General features: G+C 61.6%; 20 protein-coding genes. 17 read left to right on the top strand and 3 right to left on the bottom strand.

Going from position 1 to position 19,438, the window contains the following annotated elements:
* From ccsA to msrQ, 3 genes are all read left to right on the top strand, one after another.
* Positions 1–260 (top strand): cytochrome c biogenesis protein CcsA (gene ccsA, locus ACFFAR_RS05020; protein WP_375507588.1); only part of this gene is annotated, 260 nt, incomplete at its 5' end.
* A 160-nt stretch (positions 261–420) separates the two neighbouring features.
* Complete coding sequence (gene msrP / locus ACFFAR_RS05015; protein WP_062000477.1) at positions 421–1,410, top strand: protein-methionine-sulfoxide reductase catalytic subunit MsrP; 990 nt, start codon at positions 421–423, stop codon at positions 1,408–1,410.
* 10 nt (positions 1,411–1,420) lie between these two features.
* Positions 1,421–2,092, top strand: a complete 672-nt coding sequence (gene msrQ / locus ACFFAR_RS05010) for a protein-methionine-sulfoxide reductase heme-binding subunit MsrQ (RefSeq protein ID WP_062168143.1) — start codon at positions 1,421–1,423, stop codon at positions 2,090–2,092.
* Between the two features lie 64 nt (positions 2,093–2,156).
* Here the strand turns inward: msrQ and lysA are convergent, their stop codons facing one another.
* Positions 2,157–3,419, bottom strand: a complete 1,263-nt coding sequence (lysA, locus tag ACFFAR_RS05005; RefSeq protein ID WP_062168141.1) for a diaminopimelate decarboxylase — start codon at positions 3,417–3,419, stop codon at positions 2,157–2,159.
* Between the two features lie 100 nt (positions 3,420–3,519).
* Positions 3,520–3,819, bottom strand: coding sequence for a lipoprotein (locus ACFFAR_RS05000; protein ID WP_062000474.1), 300 nt, complete (start codon positions 3,817–3,819; stop codon positions 3,520–3,522).
* 35 nt (positions 3,820–3,854) lie between these two features.
* Between ACFFAR_RS05000 and cyaY the strand changes: the two genes are divergently transcribed.
* Complete coding sequence (cyaY, locus tag ACFFAR_RS04995) at positions 3,855–4,172, top strand: iron donor protein CyaY (protein ID WP_062000473.1); 318 nt, start codon at positions 3,855–3,857, stop codon at positions 4,170–4,172.
* 36 nt (positions 4,173–4,208) lie between these two features.
* On the opposite strand, the gene ACFFAR_RS04990 is transcribed toward cyaY, so the two are convergent.
* Entirely contained in the window at positions 4,209–6,617 is a 2,409-nt protein-coding gene (locus ACFFAR_RS04990) for a penicillin-binding protein 1A (protein WP_062168139.1), read from the bottom strand.
* 302 nt (positions 6,618–6,919) lie between these two features.
* On the opposite strand from ACFFAR_RS04990, the gene pilM reads away from it, so the two are divergent.
* The 13 genes from pilM to ugpQ all read left to right on the top strand — a co-directional run.
* Positions 6,920–7,909, top strand: coding sequence for a type IV pilus biogenesis protein PilM (pilM, locus tag ACFFAR_RS04985; protein WP_375507587.1), 990 nt, complete (start codon positions 6,920–6,922; stop codon positions 7,907–7,909).
* Entirely contained in the window at positions 7,906–8,583 is a 678-nt protein-coding gene (locus ACFFAR_RS04980; protein ID WP_375507586.1) for a fimbrial assembly family protein, read from the top strand. Before pilM ends, ACFFAR_RS04980 begins: the two co-directional genes overlap by 4 nt.
* The gene (gene pilO, locus ACFFAR_RS04975) at positions 8,580–9,422 is read left to right on the top strand and encodes a type 4a pilus biogenesis protein PilO (protein WP_375507585.1); all 843 of its coding nucleotides are present in this window, start codon (positions 8,580–8,582) and stop codon (positions 9,420–9,422) included. Before ACFFAR_RS04980 ends, pilO begins: the two co-directional genes overlap by 4 nt.
* Positions 9,419–11,008 (top strand): type IV pilus secretin PilQ, encoded by a 1,590-nt coding sequence (locus tag ACFFAR_RS04970; RefSeq protein ID WP_375507584.1) that lies wholly within the window; start codon positions 9,419–9,421, stop codon positions 11,006–11,008. Before pilO ends, ACFFAR_RS04970 begins: the two co-directional genes overlap by 4 nt.
* Before the next feature lie 174 nt (positions 11,009–11,182).
* Entirely contained in the window at positions 11,183–11,689 is a 507-nt protein-coding gene (locus ACFFAR_RS04965; RefSeq protein ID WP_372237077.1) for a shikimate kinase, read from the top strand.
* Positions 11,689–12,774, top strand: a complete 1,086-nt coding sequence (gene aroB, locus ACFFAR_RS04960; protein WP_375507583.1) for a 3-dehydroquinate synthase — start codon at positions 11,689–11,691, stop codon at positions 12,772–12,774. Before ACFFAR_RS04965 ends, aroB begins: the two co-directional genes overlap by 1 nt.
* A 186-nt stretch (positions 12,775–12,960) precedes the next feature.
* Positions 12,961–14,187 carry a deoxyguanosinetriphosphate triphosphohydrolase gene (locus ACFFAR_RS04955; protein WP_062000466.1) on the top strand — a complete coding sequence of 409 codons (1,227 nt, stop codon included), beginning with the start codon at positions 12,961–12,963 and terminating at the stop codon, positions 14,185–14,187.
* An 81-nt stretch (positions 14,188–14,268) separates the two neighbouring features.
* The gene (gene ugpB, locus ACFFAR_RS04950) at positions 14,269–15,591 is read left to right on the top strand and encodes a sn-glycerol-3-phosphate ABC transporter substrate-binding protein UgpB (RefSeq protein WP_086383291.1); all 1,323 of its coding nucleotides are present in this window, start codon (positions 14,269–14,271) and stop codon (positions 15,589–15,591) included.
* Positions 15,592–15,600: 9 nt separating this feature from the next.
* Positions 15,601–16,485, top strand: a complete 885-nt coding sequence (gene ugpA, locus ACFFAR_RS04945; protein ID WP_062000464.1) for a sn-glycerol-3-phosphate ABC transporter permease UgpA — start codon at positions 15,601–15,603, stop codon at positions 16,483–16,485.
* The gene (gene ugpE, locus ACFFAR_RS04940; protein WP_062000463.1) at positions 16,482–17,327 is read left to right on the top strand and encodes a sn-glycerol-3-phosphate ABC transporter permease UgpE; all 846 of its coding nucleotides are present in this window, start codon (positions 16,482–16,484) and stop codon (positions 17,325–17,327) included. The genes ugpA and ugpE overlap by 4 nt, the downstream gene beginning before the upstream one ends.
* A 13-nt stretch (positions 17,328–17,340) precedes the next feature.
* Positions 17,341–17,649 carry an antibiotic biosynthesis monooxygenase gene (locus ACFFAR_RS04935; protein ID WP_062000462.1) on the top strand — a complete coding sequence of 103 codons (309 nt, stop codon included), beginning with the start codon at positions 17,341–17,343 and terminating at the stop codon, positions 17,647–17,649.
* A gap of 10 nt (positions 17,650–17,659) precedes the next feature.
* The gene (locus ACFFAR_RS04930; RefSeq protein WP_075359283.1) at positions 17,660–18,742 is read left to right on the top strand and encodes a sn-glycerol-3-phosphate import ATP-binding protein UgpC; all 1,083 of its coding nucleotides are present in this window, start codon (positions 17,660–17,662) and stop codon (positions 18,740–18,742) included.
* 16 nt (positions 18,743–18,758) lie between these two features.
* A partial coding sequence (gene ugpQ / locus ACFFAR_RS04925) for a glycerophosphodiester phosphodiesterase (RefSeq protein WP_375507582.1) occupies positions 18,759–19,438 on the top strand: 680 nt, incomplete at its 3' end.

Raw genomic sequence — 19,438 nt, 5'->3', positions numbered from 1 at the left:
CGTTCTTCACCATCGCGACCATTCTCGGCGCGTTGTGGGCCGCCGAAGCGTGGGGCGGTTACTGGAGCTGGGACCCGAAGGAAACGTGGGCTTTGATCGTCTGGCTGAATTACGCCGCGTGGCTGCACATGCGGTTGATGAAGGGCCTGCGCGGATCGGTTGCTGCATGGTGGGCGCTGACCGGTTTGCTGGTCACGACCTTCGCTTTCCTTGGCGTCAACATGTTCCTCTCCGGACTTCACAGCTACGGCAAGCTGTAACTTTTACGTTAAGCCCAGTTTAAAAACCGCCATGCATGATCTGCTGGCGGTTTTTTTATTGCCAGGGCGGAATACGTGAAACCAAATGGGTGTTTGCCACGAATATAGCTAGTAGAGCGGCAGCGCCCACGCCGGGCGCAACGCATTGAGGAGCATCGAGATGTTGATCAAGAACAATAGCCGTCTTTTCGGCGATGAAATCCCCCGCAGCGAAATTACGCCGCGTGCGTTCTTTGAGAATCGCCGCCGTGTGTTGAAAGCCGCAGGCGCGCTTGCCGCGACCGGACTGGTCGGCGTCAACGGTGAAGCGTTCGCAACCATGACATCGCCCGATGCAAAGGGCCAGAAGCTCGTGGCGACCACGAACACGAAGTTTGTCGCGATGGACAAGGTCACGCCACTCAAGGACATCACAAGCTACAACAACTTCTACGAATTCGGCACCGACAAGGGCGATCCCGTTCAAAACGCGCATTCGCTGCGCCCGCGTCCGTGGAAGATTTCGGTGGAAGGTGAGGTCAAGAACGCGAAGGTGTATGACATCGATGAAATCCTGAAGCTCGCGCCGCTCGAAGAGCGTATCTACAGGCTGCGGTGCGTGGAAGGCTGGTCGATGGTCATTCCGTGGATCGGCATTCCGCTCGCCGAGATCGTCAAGCGTGCACAGCCGACGGGCAACGCCAAATTCGTGCAGTTCATCTCGCTTGCCGATCCGTCGCAGATGCCGGGATTGTCCACGCCGATTCTCGACTGGCCGTATTCGGAAGGCTTGCGCATGGATGAAGCCATGAACCCGCTGACCTTGCTGACGGTGGGTTTATACGGGGAGGTGCTGCCGAACCAGAACGGCGCGCCCGTGCGGATCGTCGTGCCCTGGAAGTACGGCTTCAAGAGCGCAAAGTCGCTGGTGAAGATTCGTTTCGTCGAGAAAGAGCCGAAGACGAGCTGGAACGAATATGCGCCCGCCGAGTACGGCTTCTACTCAAACGTGAATCCGAACGTCGACCATCCGCGATGGAGCCAGGCGACCGAGCGGCGCATCGGTGAAGACGGATTTTTCACGCCGAAACGCAAGACGCTGATGTTCAATGGTTATGGCGATCAGGTTGCATCGCTGTATCAGGGCATGAACCTCAAGGCCAACTTCTAAGGAGCAACGGATGGCTTCGGCTTCCGATGTAAAGCCCCGACCCGCCGCGCGGACTACCGCGCCGGCCACAAAGACGAACTGGATCAAGCCGGCGAAAGTCGCCGTCTTCCTGGGCGGCTTGTATCCGCTCGCGCGCATTGTCTTGCTTGGATTTACGGGCGGATTGGGCGCGAATCCAATCGAGTTCATTACGCGATCCACTGGTCTCTGGACGCTTGTTTTTCTGTGCATCACACTGGCTGTGACGCCGGTTCGCCGTCTGACAGGATTCAACGCGCTGCTGCGTTTTCGCCGCATGATCGGGCTGTTCGCGTTCTTCTACGTAGTGCTGCACTTCACAACGTACATCTGGTTCGACAAATGGTTCGATGTCTTCGCTATCTTGAAGGACATCGCCAAGCGGCCGTTCATCATGGTCGGGTTCGCGGCGTTCGTGCTGCTGATTCCGCTCGCGATCACATCGCCGAAAGCGATGGTCAGGAAACTCGGCCGCCGCTGGCAGACGCTGCACAAGCTTATTTACCCGATCGCCGCGCTCGCCATCCTGCATTTCTGGTGGATGAAAGCGGGCAAGCACGATCTGATCTTGCCGAAGATCTATGGGGCGATCGTGGTCGTATTGCTGGCTTGGCGCGTGATTGTCTGGCTGCGCGGAAGAATGACCAAAGCTCGTATGGCTTGAGGCTCCAAAATGCAAAAAGGGCGACGCCATGCCGAGCGTCGCCCTTTTCTATTGCGCGGAAAACTCAATCCGGAAAGATCGATTCCCCGGCGAACAGATCCTTCACTTCTTCACGTTCACGCACGAGACGCGCGCGTTCGTGATCGACCATCACTTCGGCGGCGCGCGGGCGCGTGTTGTAGTTCGAGCTCATGACGAACCCGTACGCGCCGGCCGAGAAGATCGCAAGCAGATCGCCTTGTTCGATGGCAAGCGAGCGGTCCTTCCCCAACCAGTCGCCGCTTTCACACACGGGACCGACCACGTCGTAGAGTTCGGCCTTCGCCGCGCTCGTTCCCACCGCTTCAATGCGGTGAAACGCCTGATACATAGCGGGACGCGCGAGGTCGTTCATGGCGGCATCGACGATAGCGAAGTTTTTCTCCGCACCCGGCTTCAGATATTCCACGCGCGTGAGCAACAGCCCCGCGTTGCCAACCAGCGAACGTCCCGGCTCGAAATACACTTCACGCTCGCCATGTCCGCGCTTCTCGATATGCGCGAGCACCGCTTTCACGAATTCACCGATGGCAGGCGGCGTCTCGTCGTCGTAGGTGATGCCGAGTCCACCGCCGACATCGATGTGATGGATCTTCGTCCCGTCTGCTTCGATCTGCTCGACGAGATCAAGCAGCTTGTCGACGGCGTCGAGGTACGGACTCACTTCCGTGATCTGCGAACCGATATGGCAATCGATGCCAATGACATTCAGGTTCGACATGGCTGCGGCTTGCGCGTAGGTCGCGCGTGCATCGCTGAACGCTACGCCGAACTTGTTCGACTTGAGACCCGTGGAAATATACGGATGCGTCTTTGCGTCGACATCGGGATTTACGCGCAACGAAACCGGCGCCTTCTTGCCGGCCGACCCGGCGACTTCGTTGAGTGCGTGCAGCTCAGGAATCGACTCGACGTTGAAGCATTTGACGCCGGCATCGAGCGCTTCACGCATTTCCCACACCGACTTGCCCACGCCCGAAAACACGGTGTTTTCCGCCTTGCCGCCCGCTGCAAGCACGCGCGCCAGTTCTCCCGACGAGACGATGTCGAAGCCCGCGCCCAAACGCGCGAACACGTTCAGCACGGCCAGATTGCTGTTCGCTTTCACCGCGACGTGGATGGTGGCGCGGCGGCCTTTGCACGCATCGGCGTAAGCTTGATAGGCGTCGGTCAGCGCGCTGCGCGAGTACACGTACAGCGGCGTGCCGAACTGTTCGGCTAACGATGCCGCCGAAACGCCTTCGACTTGAAGCACGCCATCGGCGCGCGAGAATACGGATTGGGTCATGACTTTTCTGGTCCGGCTGACGCGCATGCGTCATTTGAATCGCGCTATGAATTGCACAAACAGTCGCACAAACACGTCGCAAACGTGGCGAGGCAAAAATTTAGTCGCCGGCTGACGCGGCCTTGGGTACTGACGCGGATGGTTTCAAATTGTCGTCGGGCGAGAGCGAAAGGGCTTCGCCGGAGGTGTCCGGGACGTCACCGGAGTCGAATGCCGACGATGCCGCGGCCGGTGCGACGGCATGGGTTGCGGGTAACGGCGGCATGCTGGCGGGACGCGGCGGAATGGGCGGAACGGCGGGCATATACAGCGGTCCGCGCTGACCACACGCGGTGAGCAGCGTCCCGGCGGAAATGGCCAAAGCCGCTACAATCGCGCTCATCCTGAAGACGACTTGCATCACTGTCCCTGAATAATTAATCGACGGAGTTTAGCATGACCGACAACGAATACCTGACGCTCGCCGAGGCTGCGCTGGCGGCCATCGAGCGCGATGTGGACAGCCTGGATGCCGACGTGGAATTCGAGCGCAGCGGCAATGTGCTCACGCTGGAATTTGAAAATCGCACGAAGCTGATCGTCAATTTGCAACCGCCGATGCACGAGTTGTGGCTTGCGGCGAAATCGGGCGGATTCCACTACAAATATGTGGACGGCGCGTGGCGCAATACGCGCGATGGCAGCGAGTTTTTCGAGGCGCTCAGTCAGTGCGCAAGCGAACAGGCCGGCGAGCCGGTCCGCTTTTCAGCCTGAAATCCATTTCAAATCAAAACTCAGACCGGCGCGTTTTCAATTGCCGCCCTTGAACAGATTCATGATGTCCTGCTTTTCCTGGTCGCCGACCTGAGGTGCAGGCGCTGCCGGCGATGCGCCGCTCGCGCCTTCCGGCGGCGCCTGGCTCACGCCGATGGTCGCAACGAATCCATGTCCCGGCGTGAGGTCATCGAAGTACAGCTCGCCACCAAGCGACACTACATCGGGCGGCATGCTCGACTTGTACTCCGGCACGCCACGCAATGCCCGGCTCATATATTCCATCCACACTGGTAACGCGAGTCCGCCGCCCGTTTCCTTGTCGCCGAGACTGCGCGGCGAGTCGTAGCCAATCCACGAAATCGCCACCAGCGAATGCTGGTATCCGGCGAACCATGCGTCGTGCGAGTCGTTGGTCGTTCCCGTCTTGCCCGCGAGATCAGAGCGCTTCAACTGGTTGGTGCGCGCGCCGGTACCGCGTTGCGCCACGCTTTGCAGCAGGCTGTTCATCACGTATGCGTTACGCGGCGTGATGGCGAGCGGTGCACTTTCGCCGGCAACCAGCGGTTGCGGATGCGAGACCACCGCGCCACGAGGGTCGGTGATATCGGCGATCAGATACGGATTCACACGATACCCGCCGTTTGCAAACACCGAATAACCCGTCGCCATTTGCAGCGGGGTGACCTGACCGGCGCCGAGCGCCATGGGCAGATAGGCGGGCTGGCGCGCGGCATCGAACCCAAACTTCGTCACGTAGCCCTGCGCGTACTTCGTGCCGATGTTGTTCAGGATGCGGATGGACACCAGGTTCTTCGACTTCATCAGCGCGGTACGCATGGGCATGGGTCCGTCGAACCCGCCGCCGTAGTTCTTCGGTTCCCACGCCTGGCCGCCTGTTTCTCCGGCGCTGAAATAAAGCGGCGCGTCGTTGATGATGGTCGCGGGCGACAAGCCTTTCTCAAGCGATGCCGAATAGATGAACGGCTTGAAGCTCGAACCCGGCTGGCGCCACGCCTGTGTGACGTGGTTGAACTTGTTCTTGTTGAAATCGAAGCCGCCGACAAGCGCGCGGATTGCGCCGTCCTGCGGCACGACGGAAACGAACGCGCCTTCAACCTGCGGAAGCTGCGTGATGACCCAGTTGTCGTCTTCGTTTTTCATCAGGCGCACGATGGCGCCAGGGCGCAGGCGCTGACTCGGCTGCGCGCGCGTGCTGAGCGCGCTCGCGACGAAGCGCAAATCGTTGCCTTCAACCGTGGCCACGTTGCCATCGATAAAACTCGCCTTTACCTGCTTCACGTTCGCCGAGGTCACGACGGCTGCAACAATCTCGCCGTTGTCCGGATGGTCGACGAGCGCGTCGTCAATCGCCTGTTCGCGATCGTCGGCATCAGCCGGCAAATCGATGAAACCTTCCGGCCCCCGATACCCATGCCGGTGTTCATAATCCATCAGCCCCTTTCGCAGCGCACGGTAGGCCGCGTCCTGATCGGCGGAATCGATGGTCGTCACCACGTTCAGCCCACGCGTATAAGCCTCCTCCCGATACTGCGCATACATCATCTGGCGGACCATTTCAGCCACGTACTCGGCGTGCACGCTGAACTCACGTCCCGCGCCTTTCACCACCAGCGGCTGCTTCGCGGCTTCCTCGTACTGTTCCCGCGTGATGTAACGCAACTCGTACATGCGCTCGAGAATGTACTGCTGGCGAACCTTCGCGCGCTTCGGGTTGACGACCGGGTTGTACGCCGACGGCGCTTTGGGCAGGCCGGCGAGCATTGCTGCCTCAGCGAGCGTGATGTCCTTGATGTCCTTGCCGAAATAAACCCGGGCGGCGCTCGCGAAACCGTACGCACGCTGTCCCAGGTAAATCTGGTTCATGTAGACCTCGAGAATCTGGTCCTTGGTGAGCGCCCGCTCGATCTTGTACGCGAGGAGCATTTCGTAAATCTTGCGCGTATAGGTTTTTTCGCTCGACAGGAAGAAATTGCGCGCGACCTGCATGGTGATCGTGCTCGCGCCTTGCGATGCATGGCCGTTCGTCAATGCAACCGCGCCGGCACGCAGGATGCCGGTCACGTCGACGCCGCCGTGATCGTAGAAACGGGCGTCCTCGATGGCGAGCACCGCTTTCTTGAGATAGTCCGGCACGTCCTGGATGCGCACGACGCTGCGCCGTTCCTCGCCGAATTCTCCAATCAGCACGTGATCCGCCGTGTACACGCGCAGCGGCACTTTCGGACGGTAGTCAGTGAGCGCGTCGAGCGACGGCAGGTTCGGCTGCGCCACGACGAGCGCGTAACCCAAGACGAGTACGGCGCTGGCGATCAATCCAAAAATGCAAATCATCAGCCCGAGCAGAAGCCTGATCCAGAGCGGACGGCGCTTGCCAGGTTCGGACTGACGGGACGGCGGGGACGACGGAGACTGAGATTGCATGGCACCACCAAAAAACGGTCCCGCGATTATAGCCGCCCGACTTTGCGGCTTTCGGCCGGCTTACTCGGGTGTTGCGCGGAGGTCTCGGAAGCGATGATTTTTGTCGGAATAAGCGTTGACTGAATGACCAAGTCTAACGTTTGCGGCACGCGCATTGGCGCCAGAATGCCGCCGTTTTAAACCGGCCGGGACCTTGACGTTAGCCACTTGGCTGAGTGGTGACAATCACGCCTGCTGCCCACAATTCTTCCATTGCCAGCGCCCGAACGGTTCGGTGCGCGGCCGGACAGGAGAGGTAGAGCATGGGTGCGCAGACGGCGTTGCGTGGATCAGTGGTGACGGTGACCCGGCGGTTCGCTGCGGGTATCGATATAACCGAGCGGGCTGTGCGACTGGCCGTGGTCAGCAAGCGGCTGCAGGCCAACCGGCCGGTTTGCGTCGAGCGGCTGGAAGAGGTCTTGTTGCCGAGGGGCGCGGTGGTCAGCGGCGATTTCGTCGATGGTGCTGCGATCCCCGCGGCGTTGCGCGAAGCGTTTTCGCGGCTGCCGGCGCGGGGCGCGCTGCGCTCGCTGCGTTGTGCGATGGCGTTGCCTGCATCGGCGACGCTCACCACGCGGGTATTGCTTGAAAAACTGTCGAATGAAAAGCAGAAGCTTGGTCACGATCCACGCGGCGTGCTCGAGCCGGCCGTGCTGGCCGAGGCCGAGCGCCTGGCGGGCATCGAACGTGGGGCGCTGTCTGTGGACTGGTCGATCTACGAGCGTGACGACGGTGCGACCGAGGTCTCCATCGCAGCCACGGCCCGGCGCTACGTGGAGTCGCGCGTAGAGGCCGCGGCGGGCGCCGACATTGTGCTGAGCGCCATCGATGGCGAGCCGGGCGCCGCCTTGCGTGCGTTGTGCTATTCGGCTGCGATGGAAATCGACCGGGAGGAGCGGTTTGTCGCGTGCTGGATCGAGAGCTCGGGGCTGCATGCGTGGGTTATCGGCGAGGATGGCGTGGAGAACGAGATGCGGTATCCATCGCCGGAATACTCGAGCGCGATCGAGGCGTTGACGGATCTCGTCGGCAATGGGCCTCGCGTGCACTGGATTTATGTGGGCGGGGATATTGAGCTGCTGAATCGGGCGGGGGTGTCTACACAAATGCTGACGGTCACGTTCGGATGCCCGGTCATGCCATTCGAATGCGCGCCGTTTTGCAATGGAGCGCAGCGTGTGGACGACCGCCTCGCGCATTCGCCCTTGTTCGCCGTTGCGCTGGGACTCGGACTGCGTGAGGTGATGCCATGAGCGCGGCTGGTTTGCATGCTTTTAATTTGCTGCCTTATCGGCCGGGCGCGCGGCGTCGTGCGCGCAATCGTGCGTTGGCGTTGCTCGCTGGCGCGAGCGTTGCCGGATGTGGCGCGGTCGGCGCAATGGCCGGATGGGAGGCGCTGACGCGTGCTCATCTGGATGAGCAACGTGTGGCGCTCGATCAGGCGTTGGCCAGGTTGAGCGCGCCTTTGGCGGAGCACGCGCGTCTGGCCGAGCGGGAAGCCTTGGGCAAGCGCGCCGAAAGTGCCGCCGTGCCGATCGCCGAGCCGCGTGCGCGATTTCTCGGTTTGCTCGACGCGCTGGCGCAAGGGGCATCGCAGGGTAAGGTTGGTTTGCAGCGCGTGACGCAGCGAGTGAGCGAAGTGGAGCTTGCCGCGAGTGCACCGGATTCCCACACCGCTGCAGCGTGGCTCAAGGCGCTTGAAGATGTGCCGGGCGTGGGTGCTGTCGAGGTTGTCGAAATGCGCCGGCGAGTCGTTTCGCCTGTGAAAAACGTGCGGTTGGACAGGTCCGGCGCTTACGACTTCATCGCGCTCGTGCGATGGGCGGATGGCGTTGGGAGTGCCAAGAACGCGAAATCGTTGAAGGCTGGCAAGCGGGCGCTCTCACCATCGGCTTCCAAACCTGGCGTCCGGAGCAGCACGCGATGAAACCTTCATATGCCACCCTTCTTGCGCTCCTCTCCGAGCCACTCGATGCCTGGAGCAACTTTCGACTTGCAGTGACGGGCGTTGTCGTGGGCGCGCTGGTGTTTGCATTGGGCACTACGCTATGGCGCTCATCCGATATGGGCGGCACGCAAGCAAGCCGCTCGGCGCTGGATGACGCCAGGCATCGGCTTGACCGTGCCCGCACAGTGACCAACGAATTGCCGGCGATGCGCACGCGCTCGGGCGAGGACGCACGCCGATCACGCTGGACCGTCGCTGACGCGCTTCACGAGATCACCGCGCTCGCCGCTCAAAGCGGATTGCGGATCGGAACCATAGAACCATCGGTGCAAAAGGGCGAGGGCCTCGAGAGCGAGCGGCCGCTGCGGTTTCGCGCGGAAGGTTCGTTTGGTGAGATCCGGCGTTTCATGGAAGCGCTCGAGGGGCTGCCGCGTCTGGTCGTTCCCGCTGACGTGCAGATCAAACGGGACGTATTGGTCAGCAATTCGCTCGGCCTGGACGCAACGCTGCGGGTCTTTGAGGACCTGCCGGCTGTTGCACGTCCAGAACCGTCGCGGCGGGACGCATTCGCCATTGACCCCTTCGGCGTGAAAAACGGCACCGGCCCCGGCGATGCAGGCGCGATGCTTCTGGTCGGCACGCTTCGGAGCCGAAGCCGTTCCATGGCGCTGCTGGAAACCGCTGCGGGCATCGACGGATATACACCGGGTCAAGCGGTCGGCGACGAATGGCTCGGCAGCGTGCGTGCTCGCTCGATCGAGTTGCGTCGTGTCGATGGTGTCGCGCGCACGATTGCTTTTGCCGAGGATCGGCCATGAGCTTCATGCGTGTGATGGTGCGGGTGGAGCGCGGGGTTTGTCGCCGGATGATTGCCTGGAGCAGCGCGTCAATCTTGTTGCTGCAATCTGCTTGCGTGGACGCCGCCATTGCTCCGCTCCCGCCCTTGCCGGCCAGCTTTCCGCTGACGCTGCCCACCGATCAGTTCGCCGAGGACACATCGGCGGACGTTCCGGCGGAGCCGTCCGGGGAGGATGGCGCCTGGGTCGCTCCGGCGAAAGCCGCCGCGCCAGCCGGACTCACTGCAACCCCCGCGACTGCGGATGCCGCCCCGCCGCTCGAAGGCCCGCCCACGCCTTTGCCGCCCATGGAGCGCATGAGCCGTAGCGCGCCTGATCGCGCAGATGCGGCCAACGACGATGGCAAATTGATCTCGCTCAACCTGAAGAATGCGGACCTCGGCGCGGTACTGCAGACGTTCGCGAAGTTCTCAGGGGTGAATATCGTGGCGAGTGACAAGATTCGCGGGCAAGTATCGATCAATCTGATCGATGTCCCCTGGCGGCGCGCGTTCGATACGCTTCTCGACGTCCACGGCCTTGCAATGGAGCGCCACGGCGACGTGATCTGGGTCGCGCCGATGGCCGAACTCGCGGCGCGCGAGCGCCTGCGCTACGAGGCCCATGCGCGTGCCGCGGACCTGGAGCCGCTTGGCAGCCGTACGTTTGTCCTGCGCTACCCGCGCGCCGACGACGTCAGGAAGCTGCTTACCGGCTCGGGCAACCAGCGGGTATTGTCTAAGCGCGGTTCCGTCATGGCCGACGCACGCACGAACCTGCTGTTCGTCACGGACCTAGATGCACGCGTCGCGGAGATCGCCGAGCTGATCGCGCGGATCGACCAGCCGACGCCACAAGTGATGATCGAGGCGCGCATCGTGGAAGGCGAAACCGGGTTTTCGCGCAACCTGGGCGTGAAGCTGTCGATGATAGCCACCGGCGAGGGCACCGCGCGCGGGCTGGTAGCGGGTACGGACGGCGCGGTGCTCGATCTGTCGGCACGGCCTATCGGCGGATTCGATGCAGCCACCGCCGGCCTCACGCTTTTCGCCGCCCAAGCGACGCGGCTGCTGAACATCGAGCTGAGCGCACTCGAAACGGAAGGGCGCGGCGAGATCGTGTCGAGCCCGCGCGTGGTCACGGCCGATCGCGTGAAAGCGATTGTCGAGCAGGGCACGGAATTGCCGTATCAGGCGAAGGTCGGCAACGGCGTGTCGGGTGTGCAGTTTCGCCGCGCGGCGCTGAAACTGGAGGTCGAACCGCAAATCACGCCGCATGGGCATGTGATCCTGGACCTGGATGTATCGAAGGATAGTGTCGGCGAGCAGACCGCCGCGGGGCCCGCGATCAACACAAAACACGTGCAGACGCGAGTCGAAGTGGAGGACGGCGGCACGGTCGCAATCGGCGGGATTTATTCGAGCGACGAGCGCGACGACGTCACCCGCGTCCCGTTGCTCGGTAAAATCCCGGGACTGGGCTGGCTTTTTCGTCACACCGCGCGCCGGAATTCGCGCAGCGAACTGGTCATTTTTATCACCCCGCACATCGTCCCGGCGCGCTTGTGAAGGTCGCCGGAAAGCCTGTGGCAAGCCTTCGGCGAGGCTTTCCGGCTCGACAAAGCGGCCCTTTTGCCTTTAAGCTCCCGCACGAACGGGACCAGAATCGGGACCGGAATCAATGCAAAGGTAAGCGAGTTGGAAGCCGGGCAAACGAACTCGAACGTATTTTTCGTCGGACTCATGGGAGCAGGCAAGACCACCGTGGGGCGGGCGGTCGCGCGCCGCTTGCAGCGTTCGTTCATCGATTCCGACCTCGAAATCGAGGCGCGCACGGGCGCGCGCATTCCCGTGATCTGGGAAGTCGAGGGCGAAGCAGGCTTCCGGCAGCGGGAGGCGGACGTGATCGATGAGCTGTCACGACGCGAGAATATCGTGCTCGCCACGGGCGGCGGCGCGATTCTCCGCCCCGAAAATCGCGATCATCTGAAGAATCGCGGCCTGGTGATCTACCTGCGTGCAACGCCGCACGAGCTTTGGCAGCGCACCCGCCGCGATAAAAACCGGCCGCTTCTGCAAACCGACGACCCGCGCGGCAAGCTGGAAGCGCTCTACAAGACGCGCGATCCGTTGTATCAGGAGTGCGCGCATTTCATCGTGGAAACGGGGCGGCCGACGGTGAACAACCTCGTCAACATGGTGTTGATGCAACTGGAGATGGCCGGCATCGCCAAGCCGGCTACGTCATAATGTCGGCCATGATTACCGTCAACGTTGAACTGGGCGATCGCGCCTACCCCATCCATATCGGTGCAGGACTGATTGGCCAAGCGGAACTGTACGCGCCGCATATTGCGGGGTCATCGGTTGCCATCGTCACCAACACCACCGTTGATCCGCTTTATGGCGACGCGCTGCGCGCCGCGCTCGCGCCGCTTGGCAAGAAAGTCACGACCGTCGTTCTTCCGGATGGCGAGGCGCACAAGAATCTCGACACGCTCAATCAGATTTTCACCGCGCTCCTGACCGGGCGCGCCGACCGCAAGACCACGCTGATTGCGCTGGGCGGCGGGGTGATCGGCGACATGACCGGGTTTGCTGCGGCGAGCTACATGCGCGGCATCCCGTTCATCCAGGTGCCGACCACGCTGCTTTCGCAGGTGGATTCGTCGGTGGGCGGCAAGACGGGCATCAACCATCCGCTTGGCAAGAACATGATCGGCGCGTTTTATCAGCCGCAAGCGGTGATCGCGGATATCGGCGTGTTGCGCACGCTGCCGCCGCGCGAACTTGCTGCCGGTATCGCGGAAGTGATCAAGACGGGCGCGATCGCCGACAGCGAATTCTTCGACTGGATCGAGGCGAACACGCCTGCGCTTAACGACTGCGACGCCACCGCGCTCGCGCATGCGGTCAAGCGCTCGTGTGAGGTGAAGGCGTCGGTGGTTGCCGCCGACGAACGCGAAGGCGGCCTGCGCGCGATTCTCAACTTCGGCCATACGTTTGGCCACGCGATCGAAGCTGGCCTCGGCTATGGCGAATGGCTGCACGGCGAGGCGGTCGGTACGGGCATGGTGATGGCTGCGGATCTGTCGGTGCGGCTTGGCCGGCTGGACGAACAATCGCGTGCGCGCCTGGTTCGCGTGATCGCAGACGCCAAATTGCCGGTGAAGGCCCCGGCGCTGGGTGAGCAACGATATATCGACTTGATGAAAGTCGATAAAAAAGCTGAGGCGGGCGAGATCAAGTTCATCCTGCTCAAGCATTTCGGCGAAACCGAGATCACCGGCGCCCCGGACGACGCCGTGCGTGCGACACTCGCGGCCAGCATCTGAGCGGCCACGCTCCGCGACATCCCCAGTGCCGCGCGAGTCTTGACCGCGGCTAAAGAAGAACAAAGAACCAACGAACGAAAGGGCAAGAGATCGACTCGGGCCAATGGCCGCTGATCGGACGCGGTTGATGCTGCGTTCAAGCGCGGCCATTGCCGGGCAGGACATGACGATGATTCGGAGCAGCCGGTGAGCGACAAGACATTTCAGGTTTCCAGCATCACACCGACGTCATTCGCACTCGAGGCGCATCTCGCGCCGTACGCCGCGCATTCCGCCGAATCTCGCGGCCGCCGCTTCGAAGAAAAAGCGCCGGTTGCACGCAGTGAATTCCAGCGCGACCGCGATCGCATCGTTCATTCGACGGCTTTTCGACGGCTCGAATACAAGACCCAGGTTTTCGTGAATCACGAAGGCGACCTGTTTCGCACACGCCTCACGCACAGCCTCGAAGTCGCGCAGATCGCGCGTTCGGTCGCGCGCAATCTACGCGTGAACGAAGATCTGGTGGAAGCCATTTCGCTCGCGCACGATCTCGGCCATACGCCGTTCGGCCATGCAGGACAGGACGCGCTGAACGAATGCATGCGCGAGCACGGTGGGTTCGAACACAACTTGCAAAGCCTCGTGGTGGTAGACGAACTCGAAGAACACTATGGCGCATTCGATGGCTTGAACCTGTGCTTCGAAACACGCGAAGGCATTCTCAAGCATTGTTCGCGTGAAAACGCGCTGAAGCTCGGCGAACTGGGCGAACGCTTTTTAAAGCGCAAACAGCCGTCGATAGAAGCGCAGATCGCGAATGTCGCCGACGAGATCGCGTACAACAATCACGATGTCGACGACGGCCTGCGCTCCGGCCTGATCACGCTCGAGCAGCTCTCGAACGTGGCGCTCTGGCAGACGCATTACGAAGCGGCGCGCGCTGAATATCCGGATATCGAAGGACGCCGGCTGATTCACGAGACCATTCGGCGGATCATCAACACGCTGATCGTGGACCTGATCGAGTCGACGAGCGAGAACCTGGCGCGCGTCAATCCGCAATCCATCGAAGACGTTCGCAATGCACCCGCCCTCGTCACGCACGGGGCCGCCGTCGCGGCACAGGCTGCCGAACTCAAGCGCTTCCTTTACAAGAACCTGTATCGCCATTACCGCGTGATGCGCATGGCGAACAAGGCGCAGCGCGTGGTGAGCGGCCTGTTCAAGGCGTTCATTGACGACCCGCGCCTGTTGCCGCCCGATTACCAGGCGCGTGCGCTGGTCACCGAAGAATCGGCGAACGATACTCACGGCGGCGCGGCCGCCGGGAACACAACGCAGGCGCGGCTGATCGCGCATTACATTGCGGGCATGACGGACCGGTACGCGCTGAAGGAATACGGACGTCTGTTCGTCATCGACGATAACTAGAATCGCGCATTCGAGAGTTTTTCGAGCTTCCCTCACGCGCAAGACACGCACACTTCACCCGGGTCCAAGGAGACGTAACTCATGAGTAGTCGCAAGCTGCTGGTCAGCGCCATTTCCCTCGCTGCCGCTTTGACGTTTGGCGCAAGCCAGGCGCAGGCCGCAACAGAAATCCAGTTCTGGCATGCAATGGAATCCGCGCTCGGCGAACGCGTGAACGACATCGCGAACGACTTCAACAAGTCGCAAAGCGACTACAAGATCGTGCCGGTCTTCAAGGGCAGCTACGACCAGACGCTGGCGGCCGGGATCGCGGCGTATCGCAGCGGCAACGCGCCGGCCATCCTGCAAGTCTACGAAGTCGGTACGGCCACGATGATCCAGGCCAAGAAAGCCGTGATTCCCGTGTCCGATGTCTTCAAGCAAGCCGGCGTTCCGCTCGACGAAAAAGCATTCGTGCCGACCATCGCCAGCTATTACAGCGACGCCAAGACGGGCCAGTTGATTTCGATGCCGTTCAACAGCTCCACGCCCGTGCTGTACTACAACAAGGACGCGTTCAAGAAGGCCGGCATAGATCCGACGCATGCGCCGAAAACATGGGGCGAACTCGAAGCCGATTCGAAGAAGCTGAAAGCGGCCGGCATGTGCGGTTATTCGTCGGGCTGGCAGAGCTGGATTCAGCTTGAAAACTACAGCGCGTGGCACGGTGCGCCGTTTGCATCGAAGAACAATGGTTTTGACGGCACCGACGCCGTCCTCGAATTCAACAAGCCGCTGCAGATCGCACACATCCAGTTCCTGCAGAACATGGCCAAGGACGGCACGTTCACCTACGTTGGCCGGAAGGACGAGGCGGTATCGAAGTTTTACAGCGGCGATTGCGGCATCGTGACCAACTCGTCGGGCTCGCTTGCCAACATCAAGAAGTACGCAAAGTTCAGCTTCGGCACAGGCATGATGCCGTACGACGAAAGCGTGAAGGGCGCACCGCAAAACGCGATCATCGGCGGGGCGAGTCTCTGGGTGCTGTCGGGCAAGGACGCGGCAACGTACAAGGGCGTCGCCAAGTTCCTGGCGTATCTGACGTCGCCGGCGGTTGCGGCCAAATGGCATCAGGACACGGGTTATCTGCCGGTCACGACAGCCGCGTACGAGCTGACGCAAAAGCAGGGTTTCTATGACAAGAATCCCGGCGCCGATACCGCCATCAAGCAGATGTTGAACAAGCCGCCGTTACCGTTCACGAAAGGCTTGCGACTTGGCAACATGCCGCAGATCCGCACGATCGTCGACGAAGAGCTCGAACAAGTCTGGGCGCAAAAGAAGACGCCGAAGGACGCACTGGATTCAGCCGTATCGCGCGGCGACGATCTGCTGCGCCGATTCGAAAAGGCAGGAAGCTAAGAGCGCGCCATGGAAAAACGATCGCGGTTCAATACAAGCCTGCTGCCTTACCTGCTGGTCGCGCCGCAACTCGCGATCACCGCGATCTTTTTCCTGTGGCCGGCGGGTGAAGCGTTGTGGCAGGCCACGCAGACGCAGGATGCTTTCGGGACGTCGAGCGAGTTCGTCGGGCTGGCGAACTTCAAGCAGATCTTCACGGATCCGCTGTATCTGTCGTCGTTCAACACGACGATCATCTTTTGCACGCTCGTCACCGTATCAGGGCTCGTCATTTCGCTGCTGCTTGCGGCATGCGCCGATCGCGTGACGCGCGGCGCCAAGACTTATCAGACGCTGCTGATCTGGCCGTACGCGGTGGCGCCGGCCATTGCCGCCGTGTTGTGGTCGTTCCTGTTCAATCCGAGTATTGGACTGGTGACGTATGCGCTCGCGAAATACGGCATTGTCTGGAACCATGCGTTGAATGGCTCGCAGGCCATGTTCCTCGTGGTGCTGGCATCCGTGTGGAAACAGGTGAGCTACAACTTCCTGTTCTTCTACGCCGGGCTGCAAGCCATTCCGCGCTCGCTGATCGAAGCGGCGGCTATCGACGGCGCAGGTCCCGTCCGGCGTTTCTTCGGTATTGCGTTGCCGTTGTTGTCGCCAACGAGTTTCTTCCTGTTGACCGTGAACGTGGTCTACGCCTTCTTCGATACCTTCCCGGTCATCGATGCGGCAACCGGCGGCGGCCCCGCGCAGTCTACGAAGACCCTCATCTACAAGATCTTTGCCGAAGGTTTCCAGGGCCTCGATATCGGCAGTTCCGGCGCGCAGTCCGTCGTGCTGATGGTGATCGTGGTGGCGCTGACCGTCGTGCAATTCCGTTTCATTGAACGTCGGGTGCAGTACTCATGATCGAAAACCGTCGCGGTTTCGACCTTTTTTGCCACGCGGTGCTGATCGTGGGCGTGGTGCTGGTCGTGTTTCCGGTGTACATCGCGTTTTGCGCGGCCACCATGAGCGAAGCGGAAGTCTTCAACGTGCCGCTGTCGCTCGTGCCAAGTACGCATTTGTTCGAGAACGTCGCGCACATCTGGACGCATGGCAGCGGCAGCGCGGCAAGTCCGTTTGGCCGCATGCTGATGAACAGCCTGGTCATGGCGCTCGTGATTTCCATCGGGAAGATCGTCATTTCGATGCTGTCCGCGTATGCCATTGTGTTCTTCCGTTTCCCGTTCAAGAACCTCGCGTTCTGGCTCATCTTCATCACGCTCATGCTGCCCGTGGAAGTACGGATCTTTCCGACGGTGCAAGTGGTTTCATCGATGCACATGAGCAATACGTACGCGGGGTTGACGCTGCCGCTGATTGCATCGGCGACGGCGACGTTCTTGTTCCGCCAGTTCTTCATGACGCTGCCCGATGAACTCATGGAGGCGGCGCGCATCGACGGCGCCGGCGCGTTGCGTTTCCTTTGGGACGTAGTGTTGCCGCTCTCGAAGACCAACATTGCCGCGCTCTTCGTGATCACCTTCATCTACGGCTGGAACCAGTACTTGTGGCCCATCCTGATCAGCAGCGACCAGTCGATGCAAACCGCGGTCGTCGGCATCAAGAGCATGATCGGTTCGGGCGACACGGCCACCGAGTGGCATCTCGTGATGACCGCGACGTTGCTCGCCATGTTGCCGCCGCTCGCTGTCGTGCTGAGCATGCAGCGCTGGTTCGTGCGTGGTCTTGTCGATTCCGAAAAATAATGGAGCTCACTCAATGATCCTTGAAGTCGCTCAATTGCCGGTCAAGGCCGGCGAGGAAGCTGCGTTCGAAGCAGCGTTCGCGCAAGCCGCGAAGATCATCTCGGCGCAGCCGGGATACCTCTCGCATGAACTTGTGCGCGGCGCCGACGCCGGCAACGGTTCTCAATACGTTTTGCTGGTCCGCTGGGAAACCGTCGCGGCGCATCAGGACGGCTTTCGCAATTCCGCCGATTATCAAAAATGGCGCGAGTTGCTGCACAAATTCTATGAACCGGGCATCGCGGTCGCGCATTTTGCGACGGTCGCGGGCGCACTGAAATGAAGGCGGGTCGATGGCTGCACTAAGCCTTCAAGGCGTCAAGAAAACATACGATGGCAAGCAGTTCGTCTTGCACGGCATCGACGTGCAAGTGGCCGATGGCGAATTCGTCGTCATGGTCGGTCCGTCGGGCTGCGGAAAATCCACGTTGCTGCGGATGGTGGCGGGACTCGAAAGCGTGTCCGAAGGGACGATTTCCATCGGCGAGAAGGTGGTGAACAAGCTCGAGCCGAAGGATCGGGACATCGCGATGGTGTTCCAGAACTACGCGCTGTATCCGCACATGAGCGTCGCGCAGAACATGGCGTACGCGCTGAAGATCAGCGGCGTGGGCAAGCCGGATATCGACCGGCGTGTGCAGAACGCGGCGAAGATCCTGGAGCTCGAACCGCTGCTGCAGAGAAAACCGCGCGAGTTGTCGGGCGGGCAGCGGCAACGCGTGGCGATGGGCCGCGCGATCGTGCGCGAACCGGCCGTGTTTCTGTTCGATGAACCGCTCTCCAATCTCGACGCAAAACTGCGCGTGCAGATGCGGCTGGAGATTCAGCGGCTGCACGCCCGGCTCTCGACCACGAGCCTGTACGTCACGCACGACCAGATCGAAGCCATGACGCTCGCAGAGCGCGTGATCGTGATGAATCGCGGCTACGCGGAACAGATCGGGCCGCCGACCGAAGTCTATGAACGCCCGGCGACGGTTTTCGTGGCGAGTTTTATCGGCTCGCCGGCCATGAATCTGATGCAAGGACGCGTGTCGGATGACGGTTCGACTTTCGATGTCGCCGGCAATGGGCCGCGCCTCCCGCTCGCCGGCATGCATGCGCTGACGCAGGACCTGAAGGGCCGCGAGTGGACGCTGGGCATCCGGCCGGAACACATGCTGCCGGAGCAGCAGAGCGCGCATGTGTCGCTTACCGTGGATTCCTGTGAGCTGCTTGGCGCCGACAACCTCGCTCACGGCCGCTGGGGCGATCACGACGTTGCGGTGCGTTTGCCGCACGAGCATCGGCCGGCACGTGGCGAGGCGCTGGAAGTGGCGCTCCCGGCGCATCGCCTGCATATCTTCGATCCGCAGACCGGGCGGCGCGTGAACTGAAAAAGGACGAATTACGATGAAAACCTGGCCTTATCCGCGCATCGTCGCGCATCGCGGCGGCGGCAAGGTCGCGCCGGAAAACACGCTGGACGGAATCGATACCGGCGCACGGCTCGGCCTGAAAATGATCGAGTTCGATGCGAAGTTATCGGCTGACAACGTCGTGTTCCTGCTGCACGACGACCTGGTGGACCGGACGTCGAATGGTCGCGGACCCGCGAAAGCGATGCGCTATGAGGAAATCGAGCTGCTCGATGCCGGCACGTGGTTCGATCCGCGTTTCGCCGGCGCACACATGCCGACGCTCGCGCAGGTCGCCGAGCGTTGTTTCTCGCACGGCCTTGCCGCGAACATCGAAATCAAGCCGTGCGAAGGGCGCGACGTGGAAACCGGCGTCCTGGTCGCGCAAGAGGCGGCGCGCTTATGGGCCAATGCCGAGCCGGCGCCGCTGTTATCATCGTTTTCGTACGATGCACTCAAGGCCGCCGCCGAAGCCGCGCCCGATTTGCCGCGCGGAATGCTCTACGAGGAGATTCCCGCCGATTGGCGCGCGCAGACCGCCGCGCTGTCATGCGTGTCGTTGCATGCGGACCACACGACGCTCAATGAGGCCCTGGTCCGCGAGATCAAGGACTCAGGCTTGCGGATTCTCGCCTACACGGTCAATGAACCGGCCCGCGCTCGCGAACTCGCGCA

It is taken from the genome of uncultured Caballeronia sp., from assembly GCF_964243625.1.
GTDB lineage: Bacteria > Pseudomonadota > Gammaproteobacteria > Burkholderiales > Burkholderiaceae > Caballeronia.
Note: the sequence above shows the minus strand (reverse complement) of the source record. Positions and strands in the feature narration are given on the sequence as shown.

Coding starts and splice junctions, on each gene's coding strand:
- ACFFAR_RS04970 (WP_375507584.1), top strand. CDS start 9,419: ATGAGCTTCATGCGTGTGATGGTGCGGGTGGAGCGCGGGGTTTGTCGC.
- msrQ (WP_062168143.1), top strand. CDS start 1,421: ATGGCTTCGGCTTCCGATGTAAAGCCCCGACCCGCCGCGCGGACTACC.
- lysA (WP_062168141.1), bottom strand. CDS start 3,419: ATGACCCAATCCGTATTCTCGCGCGCCGATGGCGTGCTTCAAGTCGAA.
- msrP (WP_062000477.1), top strand. CDS start 421: ATGTTGATCAAGAACAATAGCCGTCTTTTCGGCGATGAAATCCCCCGC.
- pilM (WP_375507587.1), top strand. CDS start 6,920: ATGGGTGCGCAGACGGCGTTGCGTGGATCAGTGGTGACGGTGACCCGG.
- ACFFAR_RS04930 (WP_075359283.1), top strand. CDS start 17,660: ATGGCTGCACTAAGCCTTCAAGGCGTCAAGAAAACATACGATGGCAAG.
- aroB (WP_375507583.1), top strand. CDS start 11,689: ATGTCGGCCATGATTACCGTCAACGTTGAACTGGGCGATCGCGCCTAC.
- ACFFAR_RS04990 (WP_062168139.1), bottom strand. CDS start 6,617: ATGCAATCTCAGTCTCCGTCGTCCCCGCCGTCCCGTCAGTCCGAACCT.
- pilO (WP_375507585.1), top strand. CDS start 8,580: ATGAAACCTTCATATGCCACCCTTCTTGCGCTCCTCTCCGAGCCACTC.
- ACFFAR_RS05000 (WP_062000474.1), bottom strand. CDS start 3,819: ATGCAAGTCGTCTTCAGGATGAGCGCGATTGTAGCGGCTTTGGCCATT.
- ACFFAR_RS04935 (WP_062000462.1), top strand. CDS start 17,341: ATGATCCTTGAAGTCGCTCAATTGCCGGTCAAGGCCGGCGAGGAAGCT.
- ACFFAR_RS04980 (WP_375507586.1), top strand. CDS start 7,906: ATGAGCGCGGCTGGTTTGCATGCTTTTAATTTGCTGCCTTATCGGCCG.
- cyaY (WP_062000473.1), top strand. CDS start 3,855: ATGACCGACAACGAATACCTGACGCTCGCCGAGGCTGCGCTGGCGGCC.
- ACFFAR_RS04965 (WP_372237077.1), top strand. CDS start 11,183: ATGGGAGCAGGCAAGACCACCGTGGGGCGGGCGGTCGCGCGCCGCTTG.
- ugpE (WP_062000463.1), top strand. CDS start 16,482: ATGATCGAAAACCGTCGCGGTTTCGACCTTTTTTGCCACGCGGTGCTG.
- ugpA (WP_062000464.1), top strand. CDS start 15,601: ATGGAAAAACGATCGCGGTTCAATACAAGCCTGCTGCCTTACCTGCTG.
- ugpB (WP_086383291.1), top strand. CDS start 14,269: ATGAGTAGTCGCAAGCTGCTGGTCAGCGCCATTTCCCTCGCTGCCGCT.